At 74.3% G+C, this 23,063-nt stretch carries 21 protein-coding genes; 7 read left to right on the top strand and 14 right to left on the bottom strand.

The annotated features are described in order from the left end of the window. Nucleotides 1-243: 243 nt before the first annotated feature. The gene (locus tag F5972_RS16795) at nucleotides 244-2,046 is read left to right on the top strand and encodes a serine/threonine-protein kinase (protein WP_150934403.1); all 1,803 of its coding nucleotides are present in this window, start codon (nucleotides 244-246) and stop codon (nucleotides 2,044-2,046) included. Nucleotides 2,047-2,471: 425 nt separating this feature from the next. Here the strand turns inward: F5972_RS16795 and F5972_RS16790 are convergent, their stop codons facing one another. Next, on the bottom strand, nucleotides 2,472-3,023 hold the full coding sequence (locus F5972_RS16790) for an Lrp/AsnC family transcriptional regulator (protein ID WP_225311552.1): 552 nt from the start codon (nucleotides 3,021-3,023) through the stop codon (nucleotides 2,472-2,474). A 116-nt stretch (nucleotides 3,024-3,139) separates the two neighbouring features. Between F5972_RS16790 and F5972_RS16785 the strand changes: the two genes are divergently transcribed. Both F5972_RS16785 and F5972_RS16780 read left to right on the top strand, forming a co-directional pair. After that, nucleotides 3,140-6,580 carry an indolepyruvate ferredoxin oxidoreductase family protein gene (locus F5972_RS16785; protein ID WP_225311551.1) on the top strand — a complete coding sequence of 1,147 codons (3,441 nt, stop codon included), beginning with the start codon at nucleotides 3,140-3,142 and terminating at the stop codon, nucleotides 6,578-6,580. 31 nt (nucleotides 6,581-6,611) lie between these two features. Continuing rightward, nucleotides 6,612-7,751 (top strand): acyl-CoA dehydrogenase family protein, encoded by a 1,140-nt coding sequence (locus F5972_RS16780; RefSeq protein WP_150934402.1) that lies wholly within the window; start codon nucleotides 6,612-6,614, stop codon nucleotides 7,749-7,751. Nucleotides 7,752-7,778: 27 nt separating this feature from the next. Here the strand turns inward: F5972_RS16780 and F5972_RS16775 are convergent, their stop codons facing one another. After that, nucleotides 7,779-8,291 carry a hypothetical protein gene (locus F5972_RS16775; protein WP_150934401.1) on the bottom strand — a complete coding sequence of 171 codons (513 nt, stop codon included), beginning with the start codon at nucleotides 8,289-8,291 and terminating at the stop codon, nucleotides 7,779-7,781. A gap of 693 nt (nucleotides 8,292-8,984) precedes the next feature. On the opposite strand from F5972_RS16775, the gene F5972_RS16770 reads away from it, so the two are divergent. The 3 genes from F5972_RS16770 (at nucleotide 8,985) to F5972_RS16760 (ending at nucleotide 10,556) form a co-directional block, all read left to right on the top strand. Continuing rightward, nucleotides 8,985-9,374 (top strand): pentapeptide repeat-containing protein, encoded by a 390-nt coding sequence (locus F5972_RS16770; protein WP_225311550.1) that lies wholly within the window; start codon nucleotides 8,985-8,987, stop codon nucleotides 9,372-9,374. Between the two features lie 179 nt (nucleotides 9,375-9,553). Next, the gene (locus tag F5972_RS16765; protein WP_150934399.1) at nucleotides 9,554-9,889 is read left to right on the top strand and encodes a hypothetical protein; all 336 of its coding nucleotides are present in this window, start codon (nucleotides 9,554-9,556) and stop codon (nucleotides 9,887-9,889) included. 91 nt (nucleotides 9,890-9,980) lie between these two features. After that, nucleotides 9,981-10,556, top strand: coding sequence for an NADPH-dependent FMN reductase (locus tag F5972_RS16760; protein ID WP_150934398.1), 576 nt, complete (start codon nucleotides 9,981-9,983; stop codon nucleotides 10,554-10,556). Between the two features lie 45 nt (nucleotides 10,557-10,601). Here the strand turns inward: F5972_RS16760 and F5972_RS16755 are convergent, their stop codons facing one another. From F5972_RS16755 to F5972_RS16700, 12 genes are all read right to left on the bottom strand, one after another. Beyond that, complete coding sequence (locus F5972_RS16755; protein WP_150934397.1) at nucleotides 10,602-11,324, bottom strand: VOC family protein; 723 nt, start codon at nucleotides 11,322-11,324, stop codon at nucleotides 10,602-10,604. A gap of 63 nt (nucleotides 11,325-11,387) precedes the next feature. After that, entirely contained in the window at nucleotides 11,388-12,008 is a 621-nt protein-coding gene (locus F5972_RS16750; protein WP_225311549.1) for an HAD-IA family hydrolase, read from the bottom strand. Between the two features lie 10 nt (nucleotides 12,009-12,018). Next, on the bottom strand, nucleotides 12,019-13,101 hold the full coding sequence (locus tag F5972_RS16745) for an MSMEG_0565 family glycosyltransferase (protein ID WP_150934396.1): 1,083 nt from the start codon (nucleotides 13,099-13,101) through the stop codon (nucleotides 12,019-12,021). Then, the gene (locus F5972_RS16740; protein ID WP_150934395.1) at nucleotides 13,098-13,934 is read right to left on the bottom strand and encodes a carbon-nitrogen hydrolase family protein; all 837 of its coding nucleotides are present in this window, start codon (nucleotides 13,932-13,934) and stop codon (nucleotides 13,098-13,100) included. The genes F5972_RS16745 and F5972_RS16740 overlap by 4 nt, the downstream gene beginning before the upstream one ends. Then, on the bottom strand, nucleotides 13,931-14,776 hold the full coding sequence (locus F5972_RS16735; RefSeq protein WP_150934394.1) for a carbon-nitrogen hydrolase family protein: 846 nt from the start codon (nucleotides 14,774-14,776) through the stop codon (nucleotides 13,931-13,933). The genes F5972_RS16740 and F5972_RS16735 overlap by 4 nt, the downstream gene beginning before the upstream one ends. After that, complete coding sequence (locus tag F5972_RS16730) at nucleotides 14,773-16,221, bottom strand: MSMEG_0567/sll0787 family protein (protein ID WP_225311548.1); 1,449 nt, start codon at nucleotides 16,219-16,221, stop codon at nucleotides 14,773-14,775. Before F5972_RS16730 ends, F5972_RS16735 begins: the two co-directional genes overlap by 4 nt. Nucleotides 16,222-16,226: 5 nt before the next feature. Further along, the gene (locus F5972_RS16725; RefSeq protein WP_225311547.1) at nucleotides 16,227-17,288 is read right to left on the bottom strand and encodes an MSMEG_0568 family radical SAM protein; all 1,062 of its coding nucleotides are present in this window, start codon (nucleotides 17,286-17,288) and stop codon (nucleotides 16,227-16,229) included. 2 nt (nucleotides 17,289-17,290) lie between these two features. Continuing rightward, the gene (locus F5972_RS16720) at nucleotides 17,291-17,806 is read right to left on the bottom strand and encodes an MSMEG_0572/Sll0783 family nitrogen starvation response protein (protein ID WP_150934393.1); all 516 of its coding nucleotides are present in this window, start codon (nucleotides 17,804-17,806) and stop codon (nucleotides 17,291-17,293) included. A 24-nt stretch (nucleotides 17,807-17,830) separates the two neighbouring features. Beyond that, on the bottom strand, nucleotides 17,831-18,646 hold the full coding sequence (locus tag F5972_RS16715) for an amidohydrolase family protein (RefSeq protein WP_150934392.1): 816 nt from the start codon (nucleotides 18,644-18,646) through the stop codon (nucleotides 17,831-17,833). 4 nt (nucleotides 18,647-18,650) lie between these two features. After that, the gene (locus F5972_RS16710) at nucleotides 18,651-19,973 is read right to left on the bottom strand and encodes an MSMEG_0569 family flavin-dependent oxidoreductase (protein WP_150934391.1); all 1,323 of its coding nucleotides are present in this window, start codon (nucleotides 19,971-19,973) and stop codon (nucleotides 18,651-18,653) included. A gap of 109 nt (nucleotides 19,974-20,082) precedes the next feature. Further along, nucleotides 20,083-21,264: an FAD-dependent oxidoreductase gene (locus F5972_RS16705; RefSeq protein ID WP_150934390.1), complete on the bottom strand. Its 1,182-nt coding sequence runs from the start codon at nucleotides 21,262-21,264 to the stop codon at nucleotides 20,083-20,085. Continuing rightward, on the bottom strand, nucleotides 21,261-21,842 hold the full coding sequence (locus F5972_RS16700) for a TetR/AcrR family transcriptional regulator (RefSeq protein WP_150934389.1): 582 nt from the start codon (nucleotides 21,840-21,842) through the stop codon (nucleotides 21,261-21,263). The genes F5972_RS16705 and F5972_RS16700 overlap by 4 nt, the downstream gene beginning before the upstream one ends. A gap of 165 nt (nucleotides 21,843-22,007) precedes the next feature. Between F5972_RS16700 and F5972_RS16695 the strand changes: the two genes are divergently transcribed. Further along, on the top strand, nucleotides 22,008-22,889 hold the full coding sequence (locus F5972_RS16695) for a DMT family transporter (protein WP_150934388.1): 882 nt from the start codon (nucleotides 22,008-22,010) through the stop codon (nucleotides 22,887-22,889). Nucleotides 22,890-23,063: the final 174 nt, after the last annotated feature.

Here is a 23,063-nt window from a genome sequence, read left to right as displayed (position 1 = left end):
CTCGTGACTCGGTGACGGCCGAGGCGACCGGCCCGGAAGTCGCACTGGTACGGCGCGTGCCGGGCCACCGGTGCGTGGCCCCGGGCTCCGTCCCGCACCGGAGGCCGATCCTCTGGAAGTTTCATGGATCTTCGCCCGGGCCGCCCTCCCACGGTGACCTGGCACGCGCCCTCTCCCGGTCTCCGGGGAGGATAGGTTGGCTCCCGATCATCTGGCGCGAGTCGCTCCTGGGAGGTGCGGGACGTGGTGCCGTCCGTACTCGGCGGTCGTTACGAGCTGGAGGACCTGATCGGCCGGGGCGGGATGGGCGAGGTCTGGCGGGGCCGGGACCTGCGGGCCCACCGCCCGGTCGCGGTCAAGATCCTCGCGCCGCAGGTCGCCGGGCTCGCCTCGCGGGAGCGCTTCGCCCGGGAGGCCCGCGCCGCCGCGCGGATCGTCCACCCCAACGTGGTGACCGTGCTGGACGTCGGCGAGGAGGACGCCCGGCCCTACCTGGTGATGGAACTGCTCACCGGCCGCAGTCTGGCCGAGGAACTGACCGACCGGGGCCGCTACTCGGTGGCGGAGGCGTGCGACCTGACGAGCCAGGCCGCCGCGGGGCTGGACGCCGCGCATCGCGCGGGGGTCGTGCACCGGGACGTCAAGCCCGCCAACCTGCACCGTACGGCGAGCGGCGCGCTCAAGGTGGTCGACTTCGGCGTCGCGCAGGTCGCGACGGAGGCGGCACGGCTCACCGCGGTGGGCGCCTTCGTCGGCACCGCCGCCTACCTCGCTCCCGAACAGATCGAGGGCCGGGGGGCCGGGGCGGCCTGTGACCTCTACGCCCTGGGGTGCGTCTGCTACGAGCTGCTGTGCGGGCAGCCGCCGTTCACCGGCTCGGCTCCGGAACTGGTGTACCGGCACATCCACCAGGCTCCGGTGCCGCCGAGCCGGCACCGGCCGGACATCCCGGCCGAGCTGGAGCGGCTGATCCTCGCGCTGCTGGCCAAGGACCCCGCCGCCCGCCCCGCCGGCGCCGAGGCCGCGCGCCGGGTCCTCGCCGCCGTCGCCCTCACCACCGGCCAGGCCCCACACCCGGCCGCCTCGCACCCGTCCGGGTCGTACCCGGCCGCCTCGCACCCGTCCGGGTCGTACCCGGCCGCCTCGCACCCGTCCGGGTCGTACCCGGCCGCCTCGCACCCGTCCGGGTCGTTCCCCGCCGGCGCTTCCGGAAGCACAGGCCCTTCCGGAAGCGCCGGGACGGCGATGCCGCCCGGGTCCCATACCTTCCCGGGACGGATGTCCGGCGAGAACGCGGCCGCGGCCGGGATCTTCCCGGGAGACCCGGGGGACTCCGGCGGGGGTGGCACCCGCGCGGGGGACACCGCGCTGCTGGACGTCCCCTCCTTCGACGGGCCGCCGTCCGGCGGGCGGCGATTCGACGGGCCGCTTGGCGGGCCGCCGTACGGGGGATCGTCGCCGGGCGGGCCGTCGGCGGCGGGCGGGTCACCCGAGCGGCGGACGCTCATCCGGCTCGGCGCGGCGGTGGGGGGACTGGCCGTGATCGTCATCGGGGTGGCGGCGCTGTCCGGCCCCGGAGGGCAGAGCGGGTCCACGGCCGCCGCCCCCACGGCGACGGCCACCCGCGCCGAGACCTCACCCACTCCGGCGAGGACCGCCTCGCCGCGCCCGACGCCCCGGCCCGCGACACCGAGGGCGTCCAGCAGGCCGACGGCCGCGCCCACCCCGGCCGCGCGCCGTGTCTACGGGGGATATCAGGAGTGGCTGGCCGCGTTCGACCACGCCGTACAGGAGCAGGAGAGCCAGGGCGGCATCGAGCAGGGGCTGGCCCGCCGGGCACACGACACGATCAGGAAGGCGGCCAGGGACCTCCTCCACGACCGGGGCAGGGGCAGGGGAGACAAGGGCGCGAGGCGCGTCTACGACCTGGTCCGCGAGCTGCAGAAGGCGCGCCGCGACGGCCGCCTCGCCGACGGCCCGCTGACGAGCTTCCTGAACACCACCGGCGTCGGCACCGACGGCGGCGCGGGCCACCACCCGCGCTGACCGTTTCCGCGAAACGCCCGGAACACCGCGACGCCCGGAACACCGCGACGCCCGGAACACCGCGACGCCCGGGACACCGCGACGCCCGGAACACCGCGACGCCCGGAACACCGCGACGCCCGGAACACCGCGACGCCCGGAACACCGCGACGCCCGGAACACCGCGACGCCCGGAACACCGCGACGCCCGGAACACCGCGACGCCCGGAACACCGCGACGCCCGGAACACCGCGACGCCCGGAACACCGCGACGCCCGGAACACCGCGACGCCCGGAACACCGCGACGCCCGGAACACCGCGACGCCCGGAACACCGCGACGCCCGGAACACCGCGACGCCCGGAACACCGCGGCGCGCGGGACCTCCGGGCGTTCGGAACGCGCGGACCTCGGAACGCAGAGGCTCTGCGAGGCACCCGGGGGATCAGCGGGGAGGGCGGCGGCCGGCGTCTCCGGCGGCGCCGGTGTCTCTGGCCGACCCGGTGTCCCTGGCCGGGCCGGTGTCGCGGGTCCAGGAGCCGAGCACCAGCAGGGTCTTGGTGCCGGTCACGTCGCCGGCCCGGCGCAGGCGGTCGATCACCTGCTGAAGGTGGCTGAGGTCGCGGACGCGGACGTGGATGAGCGCGTCCGGGTCGCCGGCGATCGTGAACACCTCCTGCACCTCGGGCACGTCCGTCGCGGTGCGGATGATCTTCGCGACCGGGGTCGTGCCGGGATACCGCAGTTCGGTGAAGGCTTCGATGCCCCAGCCGAGCTTGGCGTAGTCGACCCGCACGGTGAAGCCGGTGATGACGCCGATCTCGCGCAGCCGGTCGACGCGCCGCTTCACCGCGGCCACCGAGAGGCCGATCTCGGCCGCCATCTCCGAGAAGGTCCTGCGCCCGTCCTCGCGCAGCAGGCGTAGCACCTGGTGGTCGATCTCGTCTATCTCCGCGATGGGGCCACCTCCGTAACCGACGCAAAGAACAGTACTCATATGAGAGCGATTCTTCATAGTTTTGCGTCGTGGCCGCCGTCTGCCGCGCCGTGCTTGCGTACGGGGCGGGAGATTGCTGTGCTGTGGGTCACCCCCCAGTAGCCCAGGAGGTTCGCGTGAGTGTGAGCATGTCTCCGCGTCCCGTCTCGCTCGACGACAGGTACGCCGCCGAGAGCGGCACCGTGCTGATGTCGGGCGTCCAGGCGCTGGTCCGCCTGACCCTCGAGCAGCGCCTCCTGGACGAGGCGCGCGGCCTGGACACGCGGGTCTTCGTCTCCGGATATCCGGGCTCGCCGCTCGGCGGGGTCGACCTGGAGATGGCGCGGGCCGCGCGGTTCCTGGCGTCGGCGGGCGTGGTGGCCAGGCCCGCGCTGAACGAGGAGCTCGCCGCGACGGCGGTCGCCGGCACGCAGTTGCTCGACCAGCTGCCGGGCCGCCGGCACGAGGGCGTGACCGGCTTCTGGTACGGCAAGAACCCCGGCCTCGACCGCGCCGCGGACGCGATCCGGCACGGCAACATCGCCGGCACGGCGGCGCTCGGCGGCGCGGTGGCCTGGATCGGCGACGACCCCGGCAGCAAGTCGTCGACCGTCCCCAGCACGTGCGAGCCGATGTGCCAGAGCCTGACGATGCCGCTGTTCGCCCCCGGCTCCGTAGCGGAGATCATCGAGCTCGGGCTGCACGCCGTGGCGCTGTCGCGGGCCACCGGCCTGTGGGCCGGAATGAAGATCGTCACCGACATCGCCGACTCCTCGGCGACCGTCGACCTCGGGTCGCTCCGTGCGGGCGTCCCCGCGCCGGACCGCACCCCCCGCGGGGCGCCGCCCACCCTGGTCGGCCCGGCCTCGCTCGACGCCGAGCACGACATGCTCACCCGCAGGCTCGGCCTGGCCCGCGAGTACGCCCGCGCCCAGGGCCTCAACCGCGTGACGCACGACGCGCCCCGGGCCACGACGGGCGTGCTCGCGTCCGGCACCTCCTACGCGGTGGTCCTGCGGGCCCTCGCCGATCTCGGTCTGGACGAGACGGCGATGGACGACCTCGGCCTGCGGCTCATCCGGCTCGCGATGCCCTACCCCCTCGCGTACGACCACCTCGCGGACATGGCCGCCGGCCTCGACCGGGTGCTGGTGGTCGAGGACAAGGTGCCGTTCCTGGAGGGCCATCTCAAGCAGGCGTTGTACGACACCGACCACCGGCCCGACGTCGTCGGCCGCGAACTGCTGACCGCCCGCGGCGCGCTCGCCGCCGAGGACGTCGCCGAGGCGCTCGCCGTCTGCCTCGGCAAGGAGCGGCTGCCCCGCCGCGCGGTCGCCCTGTCCGCCCGCCCGGCGGCGCGTCCCCTGCTGCCGCTGGTGGCGGCCCGCACGCCGTACTTCTGCTCGGGCTGCCCGCACAACATCTCCACCCGCGCCTCCGACGACACGCTGGTCGGCCCGGGCATCGGCTGCCACGCGATGGTCGCGCTGCACACCGAGGGGCGCGGCAGGCAGGTCGGCATCACGCAGATGGGCGGCGAGGGCGCCCTGTGGTTCGGCCTGGCTCCCTTCACCTCCGACCGGCACTTCACCCAGAACCTCGGCGACGGCACCTTCCACCACTCGGGCTCGCTGGCGATCCGCGCCGCCGTGGCCGCCGGGGTCCCGATCACGTACAAGCTGCTCTACAACGACGCGGTGGCGATGACCGGCGGCCAGCGCGCCGAGGGCCGCCTCGACGTGCCCGCTCTCACCCGCTCGCTGGCCGCCGAGGGGGTGCGCCGGATCGTGGTCACCACGCCCGAGCCGGAGACCTACCGCGGCGTCCGGCTGGCGCCGATCGCGTCCGTACGGCACCGGGACGACCTCCCGGCCGTGGAACGGGAACTCGCCGAGGTCGACGGGGTGACCGTGCTGATCCACGACGACCGCTGCGCGGCGGAGGAGCGGCGGCTGCGCAAACGCGGCAAACTGCCCACGCCGACGGCCAAGGTGGTGGTCAACGAGCGGGTGTGCGAGGGCTGCGGCGACTGCGGCGACGCCTCCACCTGCCTGTCGGTCCAGCCGGTCGAGACCGAGTTCGGCCGCAAGACCCGTATCCACCAGGCGTCGTGCAACTCCGACCTGAGCTGCCTCAAGGGCGACTGCCCGTCGTTCCTGCTCGTCGAGCCCCGTCCGCGCCCCCAGGCCCGGGACGCGGTGCCCGCGCCGCCGGTCGCGCTGACCGAGCCGGCGCCGAGGTTCTCCGGGCGGCCGGTGCTGCTGCGGCTGCCCGGCATCGGCGGCACCGGCGTGGTCACCGTCTCGCAGATCCTCCAGATGGCCGCGCACCTGGACGGCCTGCACGCCGCCGGGCTCGACCAGACCGGGCTGGCGCAGAAGGGCGGCCCGGTCGTCAGCGACGTGCGCGTCTCCCCGCACCCGATCACGGGCTCGGTGCGCGCCACCCGGGGCGCGGCCGACGTCCTGCTCTGCTTCGACGTGCTCGGCGCCGCCGCGGACGGCACCCTCGCCGTCGCCTCGCCCGGACGCACGGTCGCCGTCGTGAACACCGCGATCGTGCCGACGGCCGCCATGATCTCCGGCCGCGCCGCGCTTCCCGGGCCCGAGGACGCGCTCGCCCGCCTGGAGTCGGTCACCGTGCCGGGCGGCAACGTCCACCTGGACGCGGGCGCGCTGTCCGACGCGCTGTTCGGCGACCACATGCCCGCCAACCTCCTGCTGGTGGGCGCGGCCTACCAGCACGGCTGCGTACCGATCTCGGCGGACGCGATCGAGCGGGCGATCAGGCTCAACGGCGCCGCGGTCGAGACGAACCTCGCGGCCTTCCGCTGGGGCCGGGCCGCCGTGCTGGACCGCGAGGCCGTGTTCCGGGCCGCGATCCCGGGGACGCCCGCCCCTGAGGAGGCCACGGAGGGGAACGCGGACGAGACCCTGGAAGACGCGCTGGCCGTGCGAATCGCCGACCTGACCGGATACCAGAACGCCGGGTACGCCGGGTCGTACGCCCGCGAGGTGCGCCGGGTGGCGGCCCTCGCCGCCGAGCGCGCGGGGGAGAAGGCGGGCGACCGGATCGCGATCGCGTACGCGCGGGGGCTGCACAAGCTGCTGGCGTACAAGGACGAGTACGAGGTCGCGCGGCTGCACCTCGACCCGGTGGAGCGCGCCAGGCGCGAGCGGGAGTTCGGCGCGGACGCCGACGTGTCGGTGCTGCTGCATCCGCCGCTGCTGCGGGCGATGGGCATGAAGCGGAAGATCAGGCTGCGCCGGTCGGCCGGCGTCGTGTTCCGCGGGCTGCGGGCCGCCCGCGCGCTGCGCGGCACCGCGGCCGACGTGTTCGGTTACGCCGCCGTCCGCAGGCTGGAGCGCACGCTGCCCGGGGAGTATCGCGAGCTGGTGCGGCAGGCCCTCGACCGGCTCACCCCGGCGAACGCCGCCGCCGTCGCCGAGATCGCCGCGCTGCCGGACATGATCCGCGGTTACGAGGGCATCAAGCTCGCCAGGGTGGCCGAGTTCCGCGACCGGGCCGCGGCCCTTCTCGCCCGGCTGGACGACCCGTCACCTGTGGAGGCACAGTGACATGGGGAGGCGCAGTGATTCGGGAGGCGCGGTGACCGTCGAGCGGCTGCTGCCGGGGCAGGACGCCCGGGACCTGATCGAGCTGACCCGGGAGATCGCCGACAAGGAGCTCGCCCGCCGGGCCGACGAGCACGAGCGCGCCGAGACCTATCCCGAGGGGCTGTTCGCCACGCTCGGCTCCGCCGGGCTGCTCGGCCTGCCCTATCCGGAGGAGTACGGCGGGAGCGGCCAGCCGTACGAGGTGTATCTCCAGGTGATCGAGGAACTCGCGGCGCGGTGGGCGGCCGTCGCGGTCGCGGTCAGCGTCCACACGCTGGCCTGCTTCCCCCTGGCGGCGTACGGCACGGCGGAGCAGCGGGCGCGCCTGCTGCCGGACATGCTGGCCGGGCGGCTGATCGGCGGCTACAGCCTGTCGGAGCCGCAGGCCGGCTCGGACGCCGCCGCCCTGACCTGCAGGGCCGACAAGGCCGAGGGCGGCTACCGGATCACCGGCACCAAGGCGTGGATCACGCACGGCGGCCGGGCGGACTTCTACGCGCTGTTCGCCCGCACCGGCCCGGGCCCGCGTGGCGTTTCCTGCTTCCTCGCGCCCGGCTCGGCCGAGGGCCTGACGTTCGGCCGCCCCGAGGAGAAGATGGGCCTGCACGCCATCCCGACCACCACCGCGCACTGGGACGGCGCGCTGATCGAGGCGGACCGGCTCGTCGGCGCGGAGGGACAGGGCCTGTCCATCGCCTTCGGGGCGCTCGACTCCGGCAGGCTGGGCATCGCCGCCTGCGCGACCGGTCTCGCCCAGGCCGCGCTGGACGAGGCCGTCGCGTACGCCAAGGAGCGCGAGACGTTCGGCAAGAAGATCATCGACCACCAGGGGCTCGGCTTCCTGCTCGCCGACATGGCCGCCGGAGTCGACGCCGCCCGCGCCACCTACATCGACGCGGCCCGCCGCCGCGACGCCGGCCTGCCGTACAGCAGGCAGGCCAGCGTCGCCAAGCTGGTCGCGACCGACACCGCGATGCGGGTCACCACCGACGCGGTCCAGGTCTTCGGCGGGTACGGCTACACGCGCGAGTTCCGGGTCGAGCGCTACATGCGCGAAGCCAAGATCATGCAGATCTTCGAGGGCACCAACCAGATCCAGCGCCTCGTCATCAGCCGCCACCTCGCCAGGTAGCTCATCGACCTGGTCGAAGCGCCACCGTCACTGGAGCCTGTAGACCCAGTACGCTCCCTGCCGGCCGGAGATGTTGTACGGCGTCTGTACGGCATCCGGATAACCGTACGTCGTGGGGATCATGTTGCCCCGTGTCCTGTCCCGGGAGGCTTCGGGGGTGTTGTAGACGCTCTCGACGGTGATGGGGACCGTGCTCACGGCCTCCTCGGCCGCGGCGAGGAGGTCACTGTAGAAAATCCGGAGGCGGGCCTTGCAGCCCGTGCACGGCCCGATGTTGCTGATCAGGATGACCTGGATGCTTTCGGCGGCTACGGCGAGTCCTCGCTCTTTGATCCACCCGTAGGCTTCGAGCAGAGTGCCGACCTCGCTGTCCTGCTGCGAGAGCCTGGCCTCGTCCAGGCTGATCTCCGCGGGACGTTCGGCGCCGTTCGCCCTCGTGAGGGTGTACCAGCCCTGGCCGGACCCGGGCGCCGCGACCGGGGTCAGGTAGCAGCTTTCACTGTCGTTCTCGGAAGGGATGTTACCGTCGACGATCACCATGACGCAGGAGTACAGGCCGGGTTCCCCTACCCGGGAATCCAGTTCGGCGAGTCCGCGGATTCTCCCCAGTTCCCGCACGATCGCCTGGGTTCGCGCGTCAGGGCTTTGAGCGTTGGTGTGTGACATCGTCGTCCTCTTCGATCCGGGGACTCCACCTTCTCACCAAGAAAGAGGGAATCAAGGGGAGCCGTTGTCCGGTTCCGGCCACCACCGCAAGCTGCGGAAAGCCGGTTCCACGGCTCAGCTGATCCAGTCGACGAAACGCCGATGGGCACGGACGCGGCGAGGCCGAGCGCGAAGAACAGCAACTGCTGGCGCCGCTGCTTCTCGCAGGAAAGCGTGTACGGCCGCGGCTTGTATTTCTGGATATTGCGGCCGGCTGTTCATGCGCGGCAGCCGACGCATTATGTCTCGGCAGGTCTACGCAATCGTCATCATCCTCGTGGCCGGTTTCCGCCCGTACCCTCGTGGTGGAGCGCTGCAATGAGGGCATGACGGTCAGACGGTCTCGAGTCCTGCGCACGGCGGTGGCGTCGGCTGCGCTCCTGGCGTCCGCCATCGCGGGTGCCGCCCTGGCCTCCGCGCGCACCGATGCGCGGCCCCCGCAGCGTCTCCCTGTCGCAGCGGGAGAGTCTCCGCCGGGCTGACCGCTCGCGAGCGCGCTTCCCGCGAGCCGATCTGAGCCGTATGGCATTGAGCGACACGTTCATGACGGACGCGAATGGGAGGGCCGTCTACCTCCCCACCATCGACCTGAGCGGGGCGATGCTGATGGGCGCGGACCTGTACGACGCAATGCTGATCGGGACGATCCTCGAGGAGGCGGACCTGCGCGGGGCGTTTCTGAGAGATGCGAACTTGAAAGGCGCGGACTTGAGTTTTTCGGATCTGCGTTGGGCGGACTTGCGGGGCGCGGCCCTTGAACAGGGAAAACTGCACTGGGCGAACCTGGCAGGGGCAGACCTGAGGGGGGCGCACTTGGACGGTGCGGACTTAACCGGCGCAAACCTGCACGGTGTACGTGGAATGACCGAAAAGCAGATACGGGCAGCAGCCGTCGTCGATTCGGCGACGCAGTTCTGAGGGCGATCGGCAAAGCCCATCACGTGCGCGGCCAATTTCGCGGGTGCCGGCCAGATCCAGCGCCTCGTCATCAGCCGCCGCCTCGCCCCCTGACGGCCGCGTACGGCACCGCGCCTCCGGGTTAGTCTCGTTTCCGGAGCCTCATGCCGTGACGGGGCGGACGGAGGTGTGGGCGGCGGATGAACGGGAGCGACCCGCACATCCATGTCGAGCGGAAGGTCATGCAGGCCGGCGCCGGCTACCGCAATCTGCTCGCGTCGTCGCTGGGGCGCGCGCCCGACGCGCCGGGCGTCGTCACCACCGGGTGCGGACTGCAGGTGCCCTACGCGATGACCTCGCCCCGTCCGGAGAGTGTCACCTGCCTCCCGTGCCGCGAGCACGCGCACCGGGAGCACCTGCGCTACGCCGAGCAGGTGGAGCGCCTGGGCCGGATGCCGGGTGCCCCCGTGACCGGCGCCCAGGCGGCCGAGGCCGCGCGATGGGCCCGGGACCTCGCGAAGCGGTTCTCCGGCTGACGCCCCCACCGGGCCACCCGCGCGATGCCTCTTTCGATCACGGCGTACCGTGGTGCGAGTTATATCCCTTAAAGAGCTTTGTGGGGGAATCGTGGGGAAGCCGGTTCTGCAGATCGTCGTCGCCAGCACGCGTCCGGGGCGGACGGGACTGCCGGTCGCGCGGTGGTTCCGGGAGCGCGCGGCGGCGCACGACGCCTTCGAGGTCGAGCTCGTCGACCTGGCGGAGGTGAACCTCCCGTTCCTGGACGAGCCCCACCACCCCCGGCTGCGGCAGTACGTCAACCAGCACACCAAGGAGTGGAGCGCGACCATCGAACGCGGCGACGCGTTCGTGTTCGTCACGCCGGAGTACAACTACGGCTTCAACGCGGTGCTGAAGAACGCCATCGACTACCTGCACCACGAGTGGCAGTACAAGCCGGTCGGTTTCGTCAGCTACGGCGGCGTCTCCGCCGGGACGCGCGCGGTGCAGATGCTCAAGCAGGTCGTCACCACACTGAAGATGGTGCCGGTGTCGGAGGCGGTCTCGATCCCGTTCGTCGCCCAGTTCCTCGACGAGGAGGGCCGCCTGCGGCCCAACGACGTCATGGACGGCGCGGCGGACGCGATGCTGGCCGAGCTCGCCCGGCTCGCCGCCGCCCTGCGGCACCTGCGCCCCGCCGCCTGACGCCCGCGTCCCGGGGAATCCGCCCGGGAATCCGGCCGGGAACGATCACCCGGGCAGGGAGCCGGTCTCGGGGTCACGTGCGGTAAGGCAGTAGACCCCGCCGGCCGGGTCGCGCATGACGATCCAGTGCCGCCCGCGCGCCACGAACGCCGCTCCGTGCCGCTCGTGCCGTACGCGGGCGGCCTCGGGGTCGGCGCAGGCCAGGTCGACGTGGGCGGTGCGGCCCGGCCCGTCGCCGAGCCGCTGCAGGAGGAGGCGTACGGGCATGCCCGGGCCTCTCAGCACCGTGAACTCGGGCAGCGACCCGGTGAGCGGGGGCCATCCGGTCAGCGCCGCCCAGAACGCCACCTCCTTCTCGTACGCGCCGGGCGCGATGTCGAGGCAGACCTGGTCGAGGCGGGTGGCGGCGACCACGGGCGGCCGCCGGGCCGCCCCCTCCCACGGCGTGAGGCAGAACGCCCTGCCCTCGGGGGAGCGGAGCACGGCCCAGTCGCCGTGGTCGGCCGCGACGGCGGCGCCGAGCGCGACGGCCCTGGCCACCTCCGCGCGGACGTCGTCCACCTCCAGATCGACGTGGGCTCCGCCGCCGTCCCGCACCGCCTGGAGCTTCACGCAGGCGTCGCCGTCCTCCGGCAGCAGCGTGGCCCACTCTCCGTCGTCACCCCTGGGGGCCGACAGCCGGGTGCCGGTGACGGCGGTCCAGAACGCCGCGCCCGCCGCGAAACGGTCGCGGGGCCGGTCGACGAAGGCCACGATCCAGCGCACCATGAGCGGGAGCCTAGTGCGCTCCCGCCGGTCTCCGCCCCGGGCGAACCGTGGCGGGTCGCGGCACTAATCCGCCAGCAGGGGCAGCAGCGCGGCTTCCAGGTCCGCCGGCACGCGGTAGTGGACGCCGGTCATGCCGAGGGCACTCGCCGCGGTGACGTTCTCGGCGCGGTCGTCCACAAAAAGGCAGCGCTCCGCCAGCGCGCCCGCGTGCTCGACGGCGATCTCGTAGATCCGCCGGTCCGGTTTGATCACGCCCACGTCGTAGCTGCTCACCACGTGATCGAAGGCGTCGTGCAGCTCCAGCTCAGTCAGGTGGGCGGCCAGCTCGGAGGTCGCGTTGCTGACGAGCACGACGGGGACGTGGGCGCGGGCCCGCGTGAGCAGCGCCAGCACCTCCTCGTCGGCCCAGGTGCGGGCCGTGACCCACTCGCCGATGAGCGCGTCCGCCCGCGCGGCCGAGCCCACCAGCCCGGCGAGGACCGGCACGGCCGACGCCATCCACTCCTCACGGGTCACGAGGCCGGTCAGCGCCGGGACGAGCAGCGGCGACGCGCCGGTCACCCGGGCCACCGTCCCCGGCTCCACGCCGTACGCCCGCTCGATCTCCGCCTGCTGCTCCAGGTCCTGCAGTTTCAGGACGCCGTCGAAGTCGCACAACACCGCGTCGAATGGTCTGCCCGCCACGACCCCGAGCCTACGCGGCGAGGGCCGCGTAGAAGGCGAGGTGGCGTTCGGCGGCGGCGGACCACGTATGGCGCGCGGCCAGTTCCCGGCCCGCCGTACGCCTGCCGGGGTCGTCGTCGGCGAGGGCGTCGCGCAGCTCGGCGGCGAGGCAGGGCGGCCCGGCGGCGAAGCGCGCGGCGGGGCCGAAGACCTCCCGCAGCACCGGCAGGTCGCGCACCACCAGAGGCACGCCCGCCGCGAGCGCCTCCATCGCGGCCAGGCCGAAGCCCTCCTTCAGCGAGGGGAAGGCGAACGCGCCCGCGCCCGCCACCAGCGACGGCAGGTCGGTCTCGGGCACCGGGCCGAGGACCACCGGGTCGGCGCCCAGCTCCGCCGCGCGGGCCTCCCACCGCGCCCGGTAGTCGCGGTAGTCGAAGAGCGTCTCGCCGCCGGCGATCACCAGCCGTACGTCCGGGTGCGTTCCGCGCAGCAGCGCGTACGCCTCCAGCAGGTCGAGCGAGCCCTTGCGCGGCTCGATGCCGCCGACCGTGAGGACGTAGGTCCCCAGGCGGCGGCGCCACTCGCGCACGGGGGCCGGACCGGCGGACGCGAACCGCTCGGCGGCGACGCCGTTGGGGATCACCGTGGCCCTGATGCCCCAGCCCGCCTCCAGCTCGGCCGCCACCGCCGCCGACACGCAGACGTGCGCGTACGGGGTGACGATCGCGCGCTCGTGGCAGGCGGCCAGCTCCGGAGTGGTGAAGTGGTCGATGTGGTGCACCGTGCGCACGCAGTCGCCCGCCGCGTTGGCGCTGATGCAGTCCTGCGCGTGCACGACGTCGTAGGAGGCGGCGGCCGGGGCGAACGCCGCCCGCAGCACGGCGATCGACCGCAGCACCCGCGCGCCGACGCCCTCGCCGGGGATGTCGGGGAACGGCACCACCCGCAGCCGTACGGTGGGCTCGACCGGGCGGAAGAACCCGGCGTCGCCGCCCCGGCCGAGCGTCCACACCGTCACCCGCTGCCCGGCGGCCGCCAGCGCCTCGGCCAGTGCGAGGGTGTGCACGACCCCGCCGCGCGGCTTGGTCGAATAGCTGAGCAGCGCGATGTTCACGTGGGGGTCTCCCGGTAGACGTCCGGCCTGCGCTCCCGGATGTGGTGGAGGATGCGCCGGGCGCGGTCGATCTCGGCCGCGACGTCGATCTCGGCGACGGCGAGCCCGGCCTTCGACCAGGTGCGGGCGAGCACGTCGCCGCCTGGGCCGACGACCTTGGCCTGCCCGAGGAACCGCATGCCGCCCATCACCCCGGTCTGGTTGGAGGAGGCGAGCACGACCTGGTTCTCGGCGGCCCGCGCCTGGTCGTACAGGTCGAAGAGCCGCGACTGCCGGTCCTGGGCCATCCGCGGCGCGCGGTTGGTGACGCTGGTCGGCCAGGCCGACAGGCAGGCGAGGATCTGCGCGCCGCCGAGGGCGAGGCTGCGGGCCGACTCCGGGAAGGTCTTGTCGTAGTCGATCAGCATGCCGATCCGCCCGGCGGGGGTGTCGAACGCCTCGAACCGGTCGCCGGGCGCGTAGGCCGCCGTCTCGCCCGCCGGCAGGTGCACCTTGCGGTGCAGGCCGAGCACGCCGTCGCCGCTGACGCAGACGGCGGCGTTGTAGCGGGCGTCGCCGCCGTCCTCGCAGAACCCGACGCACACGACCATCTCGGCGGCGAGCGCCGCCACGCGGGCGATCACCGCGTCGTCCGGCTTCAGCGCGGGCGGCAGCGCGTCGGGGTCCGGGCGGCGCAGGTCGGCGAGGTAGCCGCCGAGCGCGGCGTCGGGCAGCACCAGCAGCCCCGCGCCCGCGCCGCGCGCGTCGGTGATCAGCTTGGCCACGCGGGCGAGGTCGAACTCCAGGTCGCGGCCGAAGTGGGCGGCCGCGGCGGCGATCCGCAGCACGGTCACGGCCGGCCTTCGCGCCGCGGCCCGTACGCCTCCGGGCGGCGGTCGCGCAGGTGGCCCATCGACCGGCGGGCGGTCTCCAGCGCCGCCGGCACGTCGATCTCCGCGACCGCCATGCCGGCCCCGACGCCGGTCTCGGCGATGATCTCGCCGCCGGGCTCCACGACCTTCGCGCTGCCGACGAAGCGCAGCGACCCGAACGTGCCGGCCTGGTTCGCCGACAGCCACACGATCTGGTTCTCCAGGGCCCGCGCCCGGTCGAACAGGTCGAACCGCCGCTTCCAGCGGTCCCGCTCCAGGTCCGCCGCGGCGTTCGTCCGCGACCCGGGCCAGGCCGACACGCACACCCCGATCTGCGCGCCGTCCAGGGCCAGCGCGCGGGCGGCCTCCGGGAACGCCTTGTCGTAGCAGATCATCATGCCGATCCGGCCGACCGGCGTGTCGAAGGCGCCGAACCCGTCGCCGGAGGAGTAGCTGGCGTTCTCGCCGAGCGGCTGGTGGACCTTGCGGTGGTTGCCGAGGACCCCGTCGCCGCTCACGCACACCACGCTGTTGTAGCGGGCGTCGCCGCCGTCCTCGCAGTAGCCCGCGACCACGACCATGTCGCCCGCGAGCGCGGCCAGCCGCCGGATCTCCGGGCCGTCCACGGCGAGCGGGGGAGGCCCCGCGTCCGCGGCGTCGCCGTCCAGGCTGAGGAGGTAGCCGCCCAGGCACGCCTCGGGCAGCGCGAGCAGCCGTACGTCGCCGGTGCGGGCCTCCTTGATCAGGCGTTCGGCGACCGCGAAGTCCTCTTCGAGGTCGCGGCCGAACTCGGCGGACACCGCCGCCATGCGAAGGGCGCTCACGCGGTCCCCAATCCGGTCACCGGGCCGCCGACGGCCTCCGTGACCTCTCCGTCGGGCCAGCGCAGCGACACGCCCCGGCCGGTGGTCAACTCCCCGCAGACACGCGAGACGGCCGGGCCCGCGGGCGGCGCCGGCGCGTCCGGCCGGTCCGCCGTCAGCATGCCGAATCCGGGAAAACAGGTGAGCCAGTCGCCCATGGAGGCGGCGGCCGGGCGCGGCACGGCGGCCACGTCCAGCACGGCTCCGCAGCCCCCTGCCTCGGCCAGCATGCCGAGCGTGCCGGCGATCCCGGCCATCGACACGTCCTTGGCGGCGGCGGGCCGGGCCGCCGCGACCGCGCCCAGCATCTCTTTCAGCTCATCGGTACGGCGGCCGGTGGTGGAGTCCCACTGACGGCCCCGGTAGCCCGGCCGCCACCCGCCGCCGAGGTCGGCGGTGAGCCGCACGCCGTGTCCCGGGCGCCCGCCGCCTCCCGGCACCGGCCGCGTGGCCCGGCCCAGCGCGGTGACCGACAGCGCCGCCGGCACCCCGAGCTGCGTGTGCCCGCCGAGCACCGGCACGCCGTACGCGCGGGCGGCCCGCGCGAGGCCGTCGATCACCCGGGCGGCGTGCGCGGCGTTGGGCGCGGCGAGCGCGTCGAGCAGCCCGGCCGGGGCGGCGCCCATCGCGGCGAGGTCGTTGAGGTTGACCAGGACGGCGCACCAGCCGGCCCACTCCGGGTCCCGCTCGACCATGGACGGCACGATCGCGTCGCAGGCGGCGACGAGATCGCTGCCGGGCACCGGCGCGCCGTCGTCGCCGACGAAGCCCGGCCCGCCCAGCCGCGCCGGACCGCCCGGCAGGGCGGCCAGCAGCGGGCCGAGCGCCGACTTGGCGGCGGCCGCCTGCGCCGCGATCCGGCCGATCGGGTGGCGCATCAGCACGTGCGGCGCGCCCGCGACCACCGCCGGCCGCACCCGCGCCCAGCCGAGCCGCCGGAAGAACGCCTCCGCCCCGGCCCGTACGGTCGCCTCGAACCGCAGCGCGCCCTCCGCCTCGGCGCGGGCGCAGGCCGCCCGCACCAGCGCCGCGCCGACCTGCCGCGTGCCGCGGGCGGCGGGGGCCACGACCAGCCGCCCACCCGTCCACCAGCCGATGTCGGGGCCGTCGCAGGCCGGGCCGAGCCGCACCCCACCGGCGACCGAGCCGGCCGGGTCCCGGGCCACGAGCACGACCGTGCGCGGGTCGTCGTCCCGGTCGTCGAGGTCGTGGCCCTCGAACAGGCCCTGTTCCCGGACGAACGCCTCCCGGCGGAGGCGGCGGTAGGCGGCCAGGGTCGCGGCGTCCCCGGCCTGCTCCATCCGGAAGCCGGTCCGCCGGGCCAGCGTGCTGTGGTCGCCGAGCAGCGCGAGGATGTCCGGCGGCGTCTCCCGCGCCGGGGCCCGCGTGCCACCGTCGAGATGCACGGCCCTCACCCGCCCGCCGCGCTCAGCACGCCGCACGCCCCGCAGGCGGCGCAGCCCGCAACCTGGTCCGCGCCGCGCATGCCGGCCGCGCGCAGCAGCGCCGCCACGCTCTCGGTGACGTGCCGCAGCACCCCGGCGGTGGGCGCGCCGATCCCGTCGCGGGCGGCGAGCGTGCCCCGCATCGGGCGGAACGGGACCACGAAGGGGTAGACCCCCCGGTCGATCAGCCGGCCCGCGCCCGCGATCAGCTCGCCAGGGTCCTCGCCCAGCCCGACCAGCAGGTACGTCGAGACGCGGTTGCGCCCGAAGACCCGCACCGCCTCGTCCCAGGCGGCCTCGTACTCGCGCAGCGGCACCGACGACTTGCCCGGCATCCAGCGCCGCCGCACCTCCTCGTCCAGGGACTCCACGTGGATGCCGATCGCGGTGGCCCCGGCCTCGCGCAGCGCGCCGATCCAGGAGAGGTCGCCCGGCGGCTCGCACTGCACCTGGATCGGCAGCCCCGGCACGGCCTCCAGCACGGCGCGCACACACCGCGCCAGGTTCCGCGCGCCCCGGTCGGGCCCGGCGGTGGTGCCGGTGGTCATCACCATCTGCCGGACGCCGTCGAGCCGCACCGCCGCCTCCGCCACCTCGGCGAGCTGGGCGGGCGTCTTGGCGGCGGTCGTGGCGCCCGACCGCAGCGACTCCTCGATGGTGCAGAACCGGCAGCGGTCGGCCTCGCCGTACCGGACGCAGGTCTGCACGACGGTCGTGGCCAGCACGTCCGCGCCGTGCAGCCGGGCGATCCGCTCGTAGGGCACGCCGTCGGCGGTGACCAGGTCGTAGAACCTGGGCCTGCGGACGGGGACCAGCGTGACGCCGGTGTCCTGCTCGCCGAGCCAGACCGTGCCGTCCCGCACCGTGAACGGGCTGTCGGGGTCGACCGGGAGCGCGGCGCCGGCGCCGTCGACGAGGACGTGGCCGTCGCCGCTCGGCCCGGCGCCCTCCGGCCGCCGCACGGGGGTGTCCAGCGCCACGCCGCGCAGGGCCAGCTCGGCGCGGGTCATGATCCGTACGTCGGTCACGGCTAGAGCTGGTAGGTGGAGTTGATGACGGCGCCCTTGCGGGCGTAGTGGATCAGCGCGTCCTGCACGTCCAGCGGGTGGGTCGGGATGACGCCCTCGATCAGGTCCTCCTCGCGGGCGCCGTGCAGGGACAGGCCGAAGCGGCAGCAGTAGACCTTCCCGCCCTCGGCGATGAACGTCTTGAGCTGGTTGTTGATGTTGTGCTCGCCCGGGAAGGCCGAGTTGCCGGTGGTCGGGAAGCCGCGGGTGGCCAGGCAGTTCAGCGAGCCGGGGCCGTAGAAGTAGATGGCGGTCTCGAAGCCCTTGCGCAGGGCGCGGGTGGCCTGGAGCACGGCCACGAAGCTCACCGACGACTCGTGCGCGATCCCGTGGACGAGCGTGAAGTACGACTCGCCGTTCTCGGCCTTGTAGTCGGGGAAGACCTTGGTGGTGCCGTAGATGGTGGAGCCCTCGGGCAGGGACGGGTGGGGGATCTCCTCGATGCTCTTCTTCTCGAGGTCGTTCATGTCGACGGTCATGTGTGTCTCCTTCGATGGGTGGGGTCAGTCGTAGAGGGAGGCGAAGGTGTCGTGGAAGACGAGGCGGCCCAGGTCGCCGCCGCCGGTCGCGGCGCTCATCCGGGCGTGCTCGCCCGCGAAGTCGCCCCACGGCTGGTCGCTGGCGAACAGCACCCGGTCGTGACCGAGGCCGCGCCGCTCGATCTCCCGGGCCAGCCAGTACGGCGCGAAGCCGATGGCCCAGGACAGGTCGGTGTAGACCCGTTTGCCGGCCGCGATCCAGTCGAAGAACCGCGAGCCGGCCAGCTTGATGTGGCCGCTCATCCCGCCGCCGAAGTGCACCAGGTGGACCGGCACGCGGTCGGCGTACCACTCGACCAGGTGGCCGACCTCGTCGATGTCGGAGGCGGCGCCGGGGGAGGTGTGGACGTGGACGACCAGCCCGTGCCGCGCGGCCGCCGCGAAGATGCGGTCGAGCCCGGGCCGGCAGGCGGGGTCGGTGGGGCGGCCGCCCAGCAGGAAGCTGAGCTTCAGGGCCCGCACGCCCGACTCGCCCGCCAGGGCGAGGGCGCGGGCGGTGCGTTCCTCGTCGCGCGGCAGCGGTGAGACCCACAGCCCGGCGCGGACGCGGTCGTCGGCCTGCGCCGCCTCCAGCGCGAGGTCGTTCAGCGCGAAGGCGGCGTCCGGGTCGGGCACGCCGTAGTTGGGCAGCACGAGCGCCCGCTCGGTGCCCTCCGCGTCGAGGTCGGCGAGGAGCCGCTTGACGGTGGCGCGGGCGGTGACGTCCGGGTTCACGGGAGGGCCGCCGTAGAAGGGGTGGGCGGGCAGCACGCCGATGTGGCGGTGCGCGTCGAAGACCATGTCGTCACCCGACCGGGAGAGCGGGGGAGAGTTCGGCGGGGGCCCCGGTGAGAGCCCCGCACACGTCGGCGAGCCGCCGGGACGCCTCGATGTGGGCGGCCAGGAACTCGGCGTCCCGGCCCACGGCCTCCAAGCGGCCCGAGCCCCACGTGTGCTGCCAGGGCAGCCCGAGGAAGTACAGCCCTGGGCAGCTCGTCACGCCGCGCCAGTGCATCGGGTAGCCGCGCCCGTCGAACGCGGGGATCTCGATCCAGCGGTGGTCGCGGGTGAACCCGGTCGCCCAGACGACCGAGGTGATCCCGGCCTCCGTCAGGTCGAGGGAGCGCACCGGCTCGCCGGGGTCCCAGACCGGGACGTAGCGGGGCTCGGCGGGGGCCGCGACGCCGCGGGCCGCGATGTGGGCGTCGATGGCGTCCTTGATGCCCTCGGCCACCGCGTCGGCCCGGTCGAGGTTGTCCTTCAGGTCGGCGGCGAACCCCAGCCTCGCGCCGTCCACGCCGGTCAGCCGGCCGTACAGGCGCATGCCGTCGCGGGCGAAGGCCCGCAGGTCGATGTCGCGCCCGCCGTCGCGGCCGGTGACGTAGTGGTTGGCGCGCATCCGCACGGCGTCGGCGTCGCCGAACTCGTCGATGCTCCTGGCGTAGTGGCCCATGTCGTGCAGCCAGGCCACACAGTCCCGGCCGCGGTAGAAGCGGGCCACCCGGGGCGCGCCGCCGACCGCGAGATGCACTCGGCGGCCGGCGAGGTGGAGGTCCTCGGCGATCTGGCAGCCCGACTGCCCGGTGCCGACCACCAGGACCTCGCCCTCGGGGAGCTGTCCCGGGCGGCGGTACCGCGAGGAGTGGACCTGCTCGACCCCGGCCGGCAGCCGCTCGGCCAGGCGGGGGAGCGACGGCGCGTGGTAGGGGCCGGTCGCCACCACCACCTGGTCGGCGGTGAGGTCCCCGGCGGTCGTCGCGATCTCGAAGACCCCGCTCACTGCCCGCCGCACCCGGGTCACCCGTACGCCCTCGACCAGCGGCGGCCCGAAGGAGGCGGCGTAGTCCTCCAGGTAGCGGACGACCTCCTCGCGGACCATGAAGCCGTCGGGGTCGGCCCCTTTATAGGGGAAGCCGGGCAGGTCGCACTGCCAGTTGGGGGTCACCAGGCAGAAGGAGTCCCAGCGGCGCTCGCGCCACTCGTGGGCCACCCGGTTCGCCTCGATGACGACGTGGTCGACGCCGCGCCGGCCCAGGCAGTGGCTGATCGACAGCCCGGCCTGTCCGCCGCCGACGACCGCCACCGGGTAGTGTGCCCCGGCGAGCCGCGGCGTGCTGTGTGCTGCCATCCGGACCTCCAGGCGGTGCCATCGCTCTCGTGAGGCCCACTTCAGTCCGGGCGTGTTACCGATCGGCGGCATCCGGAATAAAAAGCCGTTGCCGAACGACCACCCTGCGTCACCGTACGAGGTGATGGCCACCGGGGCTGAACACGTCCATGAACAGCCGGTCGGCTCCGGGCAGGGAGGCCAGCCGCAGCAGCAGGTCGCGGGTCGCCATGCGCAGGCGCCCGGACGGCGCCATCCAGGGGAGGAAGCGGCGTCCGGACGCCTGCACGCGGGCGGCGACCGGCCGCATCCGCGCGGCGTACCGGGCGAGGGCGGGGGACAGGTCGCCCGGGGCGGCCGTGCCGAGTTCGCCCGTGCCGAGTGAAACCGTGCCGAGCTCGTCCGCGAGCGCCCGCGCCGCGGCCATCGCGAGGGACGCGCCGTGCCCGGCGAACAGGGAGACGGCCTGGCAGGAGTCGCCGAGCAGCACCACCCGGCCGTCGCTCCACCGGCCGGCCTCGATCTGCGTCACCTGGTCGTAGTAGAGCGCCGGGGGCCGCGGGCACCGGTCCAGCACCTCGGGCAGGATCCAGCCGAGGTGCCCGAAGCGCTGCCGGAGGAAGCCCGCCGGGTCGTCCGGCAGGGCAGGGCCGGGCTCACGCGACAGGAACAGCAGCGCGAGCCCGCCCCCGCGCACCGCGTAGGCCCCGGCCATGAGCCCCGGCTCGGTCAGCATGCGGTAGCGCGTGCCGACCCGGCGGCCGAGGTCCTCGTCGTGGAGGACGTACGCGGCGACGTGGTGACCCAGGTAGCGGACGAACCGGTCCTCCGGCCCGAACACCAGCTCTCTGACCCTGGAGTGCACGCCGTCGGTGCCGATCAGCAGGTCCACCTCGTGCCGGGTGCCGTCGGTCAGGTCCACCTCGGCGCCCCCGCCGTCCTGCCGGACCGACGCGACCGTGGTGCCGTACCGGACCGGGGCGCGCACCTCCTCCGCGAGCACGCGGGCGAGGTCGCCCCGCAGCAGGCTGATCACCCCGGCGAAGCCCGCCTTGACGGCGAGGCGGCTGGTCTGCCGCCCGTCCCGGTCGAGGAACCCGATCTCGTGGACGGGATGGCGGACCTCCTCCAGCCGGGGCCGCAGCCCCATCCGCTCGGCCACCTCCAGCCCCGGCCCGTAGAAGTCGATCATGTAGCCACCCTCGCGGAACGCCGGGGCGTGCTCGACGAGTTCGACCTCCCAACCTGCCCGTTCGAGATGCCAGGCGACGGTGAGCCCCGCGATCCCGGCTCCGCAGACGATCGCTTTCATGGTCCTGCTCCCTCCTGACGCACCATCGCCCGCAGCGGTCCGGCCAGAGTGGTGAGGTCGAGGCCGGGGTCGAGCCCCCGGTGCAGCACCAGGCCGTCGATCGCCGCGACCAGGACGGCCGCGGTCGCCTCGGCGTCACCCGGGTGCCCACGCTCACGGAGCCAGGCGGCGACGCGGGCGCGCGATTCCGCGACGATCTCGTGCAGCCGTTCGCGAAGCTCGGGCAGCCGGGCCGCCGCCAGGTACATCTCGACGATCAGCAGCGAGGCGGGATCGGTCCCCGTGTAGCCGGACAGTTCGCCGAGCAGCCACTCGACGCCGCCACCGAGGTCGGGCCGCTCGCCCAGCCGCCGCGTGAAGTCCTCCAGCATCGCGCCGGCGACACCCGTCGAGGCCGCGATCAGCAGGCCGGGCAGCGAGGCGAAGTGGTAGTGCACGACACCGGGCGCCACCCCCGCCCTCTCGGCCACCATCCGGGTGGTGACGCCGCCCCAGCCGGCCTCGGCTATCAGGGCCGCCGCCGCTCCGAGCAGCCGTTGCCGGGTGGTCCTGCCCCTGTCAGCGGACGCCTCCGCCATGTCCCACCCTCTCAGTTCCGGTTCGGACGACCGCCTTGGGCGATCGACTTGGACGTTTGCCCAAATGCTAACAGCCGAGTCGCGACATGGCCCGGGCGGAGCCGGGGAGAGGTGCGTAACCTGGGAGGACGCGAGCGGCGCGCGAGGGGGGTGACGCGCGGGATCATGACTGTCACGGTGTTCCTCGGCCTCGTGGCGGCGGCCCTCCTCGGGCTGGGCTTCGTCGCGCAGCAGCACGTCGCGTACACCGAGCCGCTGGGCGAGATGCTGCACGTGCGCCTGCTGTTCGACCTCGCGCGCAAGCCGGTGTGGCTGGCCGGGATCGCCCTGATGGTCGGCGGCCAGGTCGCGGGCGCGCTGGCGCTGCGGCGCGCCGACGTGGCGTCCGTGGAGCCGCTTCTCGCGACCAACCTCATCTTCGCCCTGGGCGCGGCGGCCCTGCTGTACCAGGAGCGCCTGGGCGGAACGGAGTGGCTGGGGGCGGTGCTGGTCAGCGGGGGCGTCGCCGCGTTCCTGGTGGCCGGGCGCCCGCACGGGGGCGGGATGCCGGCGTCGGGATCCCTGGCGTGGATCGCCGTGCTCGTCGTGGTCGCCGTCGCCGCCGGAATGGTCGCGGTGGCGCTGCGCATGCCCCTGCAGACCAAGGCGATGCTGTTCGCCGCCGCGGCCGGGGCGTTGTACGGCCTGCAGGACGCGCTGACCCGGGGGGCCCTGCTCACGCTGGCGCGGGGACCGGGGGCGCTGTTCGCCTCCTGGCAGCCCTACGCGCTGCCGGTGATCGCGGTGACCGGCATCCTGCTCAACCAGAGCGCGTTCGACGCCGCGCCGCTACGGATCTCGCTGCCCGCCACCACGGCGACCGAGCCGATCGTCGGCATCCTTCTCGGCGTCGCCGTCTTCGGGGAGCGCCTGCGCGTCGACCCGCCGGCCCTGGCGGGGGAGGTGGGCGGGCTGGTCGCTCTGGTGGCGGGCATCGTCGTCCTCGGCCGCTCGCCGTTCCTGCACAAGTCGGAGCAGGGGCCGAACGGCCGCCCCGCCGCGCCTTGAGTCGACGGTGAGCGGTACGGGCCTGAAAGGTACATGGGCGGCGGGGGCGGCTCCGGCCCCCGCACAGGTCGTGGTGTCCCGCTGTGAACGGCCAGGTCGGAGGGGTCGTGGTGCGGCCCCGGCAGCCGGGCGGCGGTGCGACGGCTGATATTACAGGCCTTAGTCAGGGTTGCC

The sequence above is a fragment of the Microbispora cellulosiformans genome, assembly GCF_008728085.1.
Taxonomy (GTDB): Bacteria; Actinomycetota; Actinomycetes; order Streptosporangiales; family Streptosporangiaceae; genus Microbispora; species Microbispora amethystogenes.
The sequence above is the reverse complement of the archived record's forward strand: the minus strand, read 5'-3'. Positions and strand labels throughout refer to the sequence as shown.

Excerpts from the sequence above, each read along its gene's own strand:
- F5972_RS16790 (WP_225311552.1), bottom strand. The coding sequence starts at position 3,023 with ATGAGTACTGTTCTTTGCGTCGGTTACGGAGGTGGCCCCATCGCGGAG.
- F5972_RS16775 (WP_150934401.1), bottom strand. The coding sequence starts at position 8,291 with ATGGTGATCGTCGACGGTAACATCCCTTCCGAGAACGACAGTGAAAGC.
- F5972_RS16765 (WP_150934399.1), top strand. The coding sequence starts at position 9,554 with ATGAACGGGAGCGACCCGCACATCCATGTCGAGCGGAAGGTCATGCAG.
- F5972_RS16755 (WP_150934397.1), bottom strand. The coding sequence starts at position 11,324 with ATGGTGCGCTGGATCGTGGCCTTCGTCGACCGGCCCCGCGACCGTTTC.
- F5972_RS16720 (WP_150934393.1), bottom strand. The coding sequence starts at position 17,806 with ATGACCGTCGACATGAACGACCTCGAGAAGAAGAGCATCGAGGAGATC.
- F5972_RS16715 (WP_150934392.1), bottom strand. The coding sequence starts at position 18,646 with ATGGTCTTCGACGCGCACCGCCACATCGGCGTGCTGCCCGCCCACCCC.
- F5972_RS16710 (WP_150934391.1), bottom strand. The coding sequence starts at position 19,973 with ATGGCAGCACACAGCACGCCGCGGCTCGCCGGGGCACACTACCCGGTG.
- F5972_RS16705 (WP_150934390.1), bottom strand. The coding sequence starts at position 21,264 with ATGAAAGCGATCGTCTGCGGAGCCGGGATCGCGGGGCTCACCGTCGCC.
- F5972_RS16700 (WP_150934389.1), bottom strand. The coding sequence starts at position 21,842 with ATGGCGGAGGCGTCCGCTGACAGGGGCAGGACCACCCGGCAACGGCTG.
- F5972_RS16695 (WP_150934388.1), top strand. The coding sequence starts at position 22,008 with ATGACTGTCACGGTGTTCCTCGGCCTCGTGGCGGCGGCCCTCCTCGGG.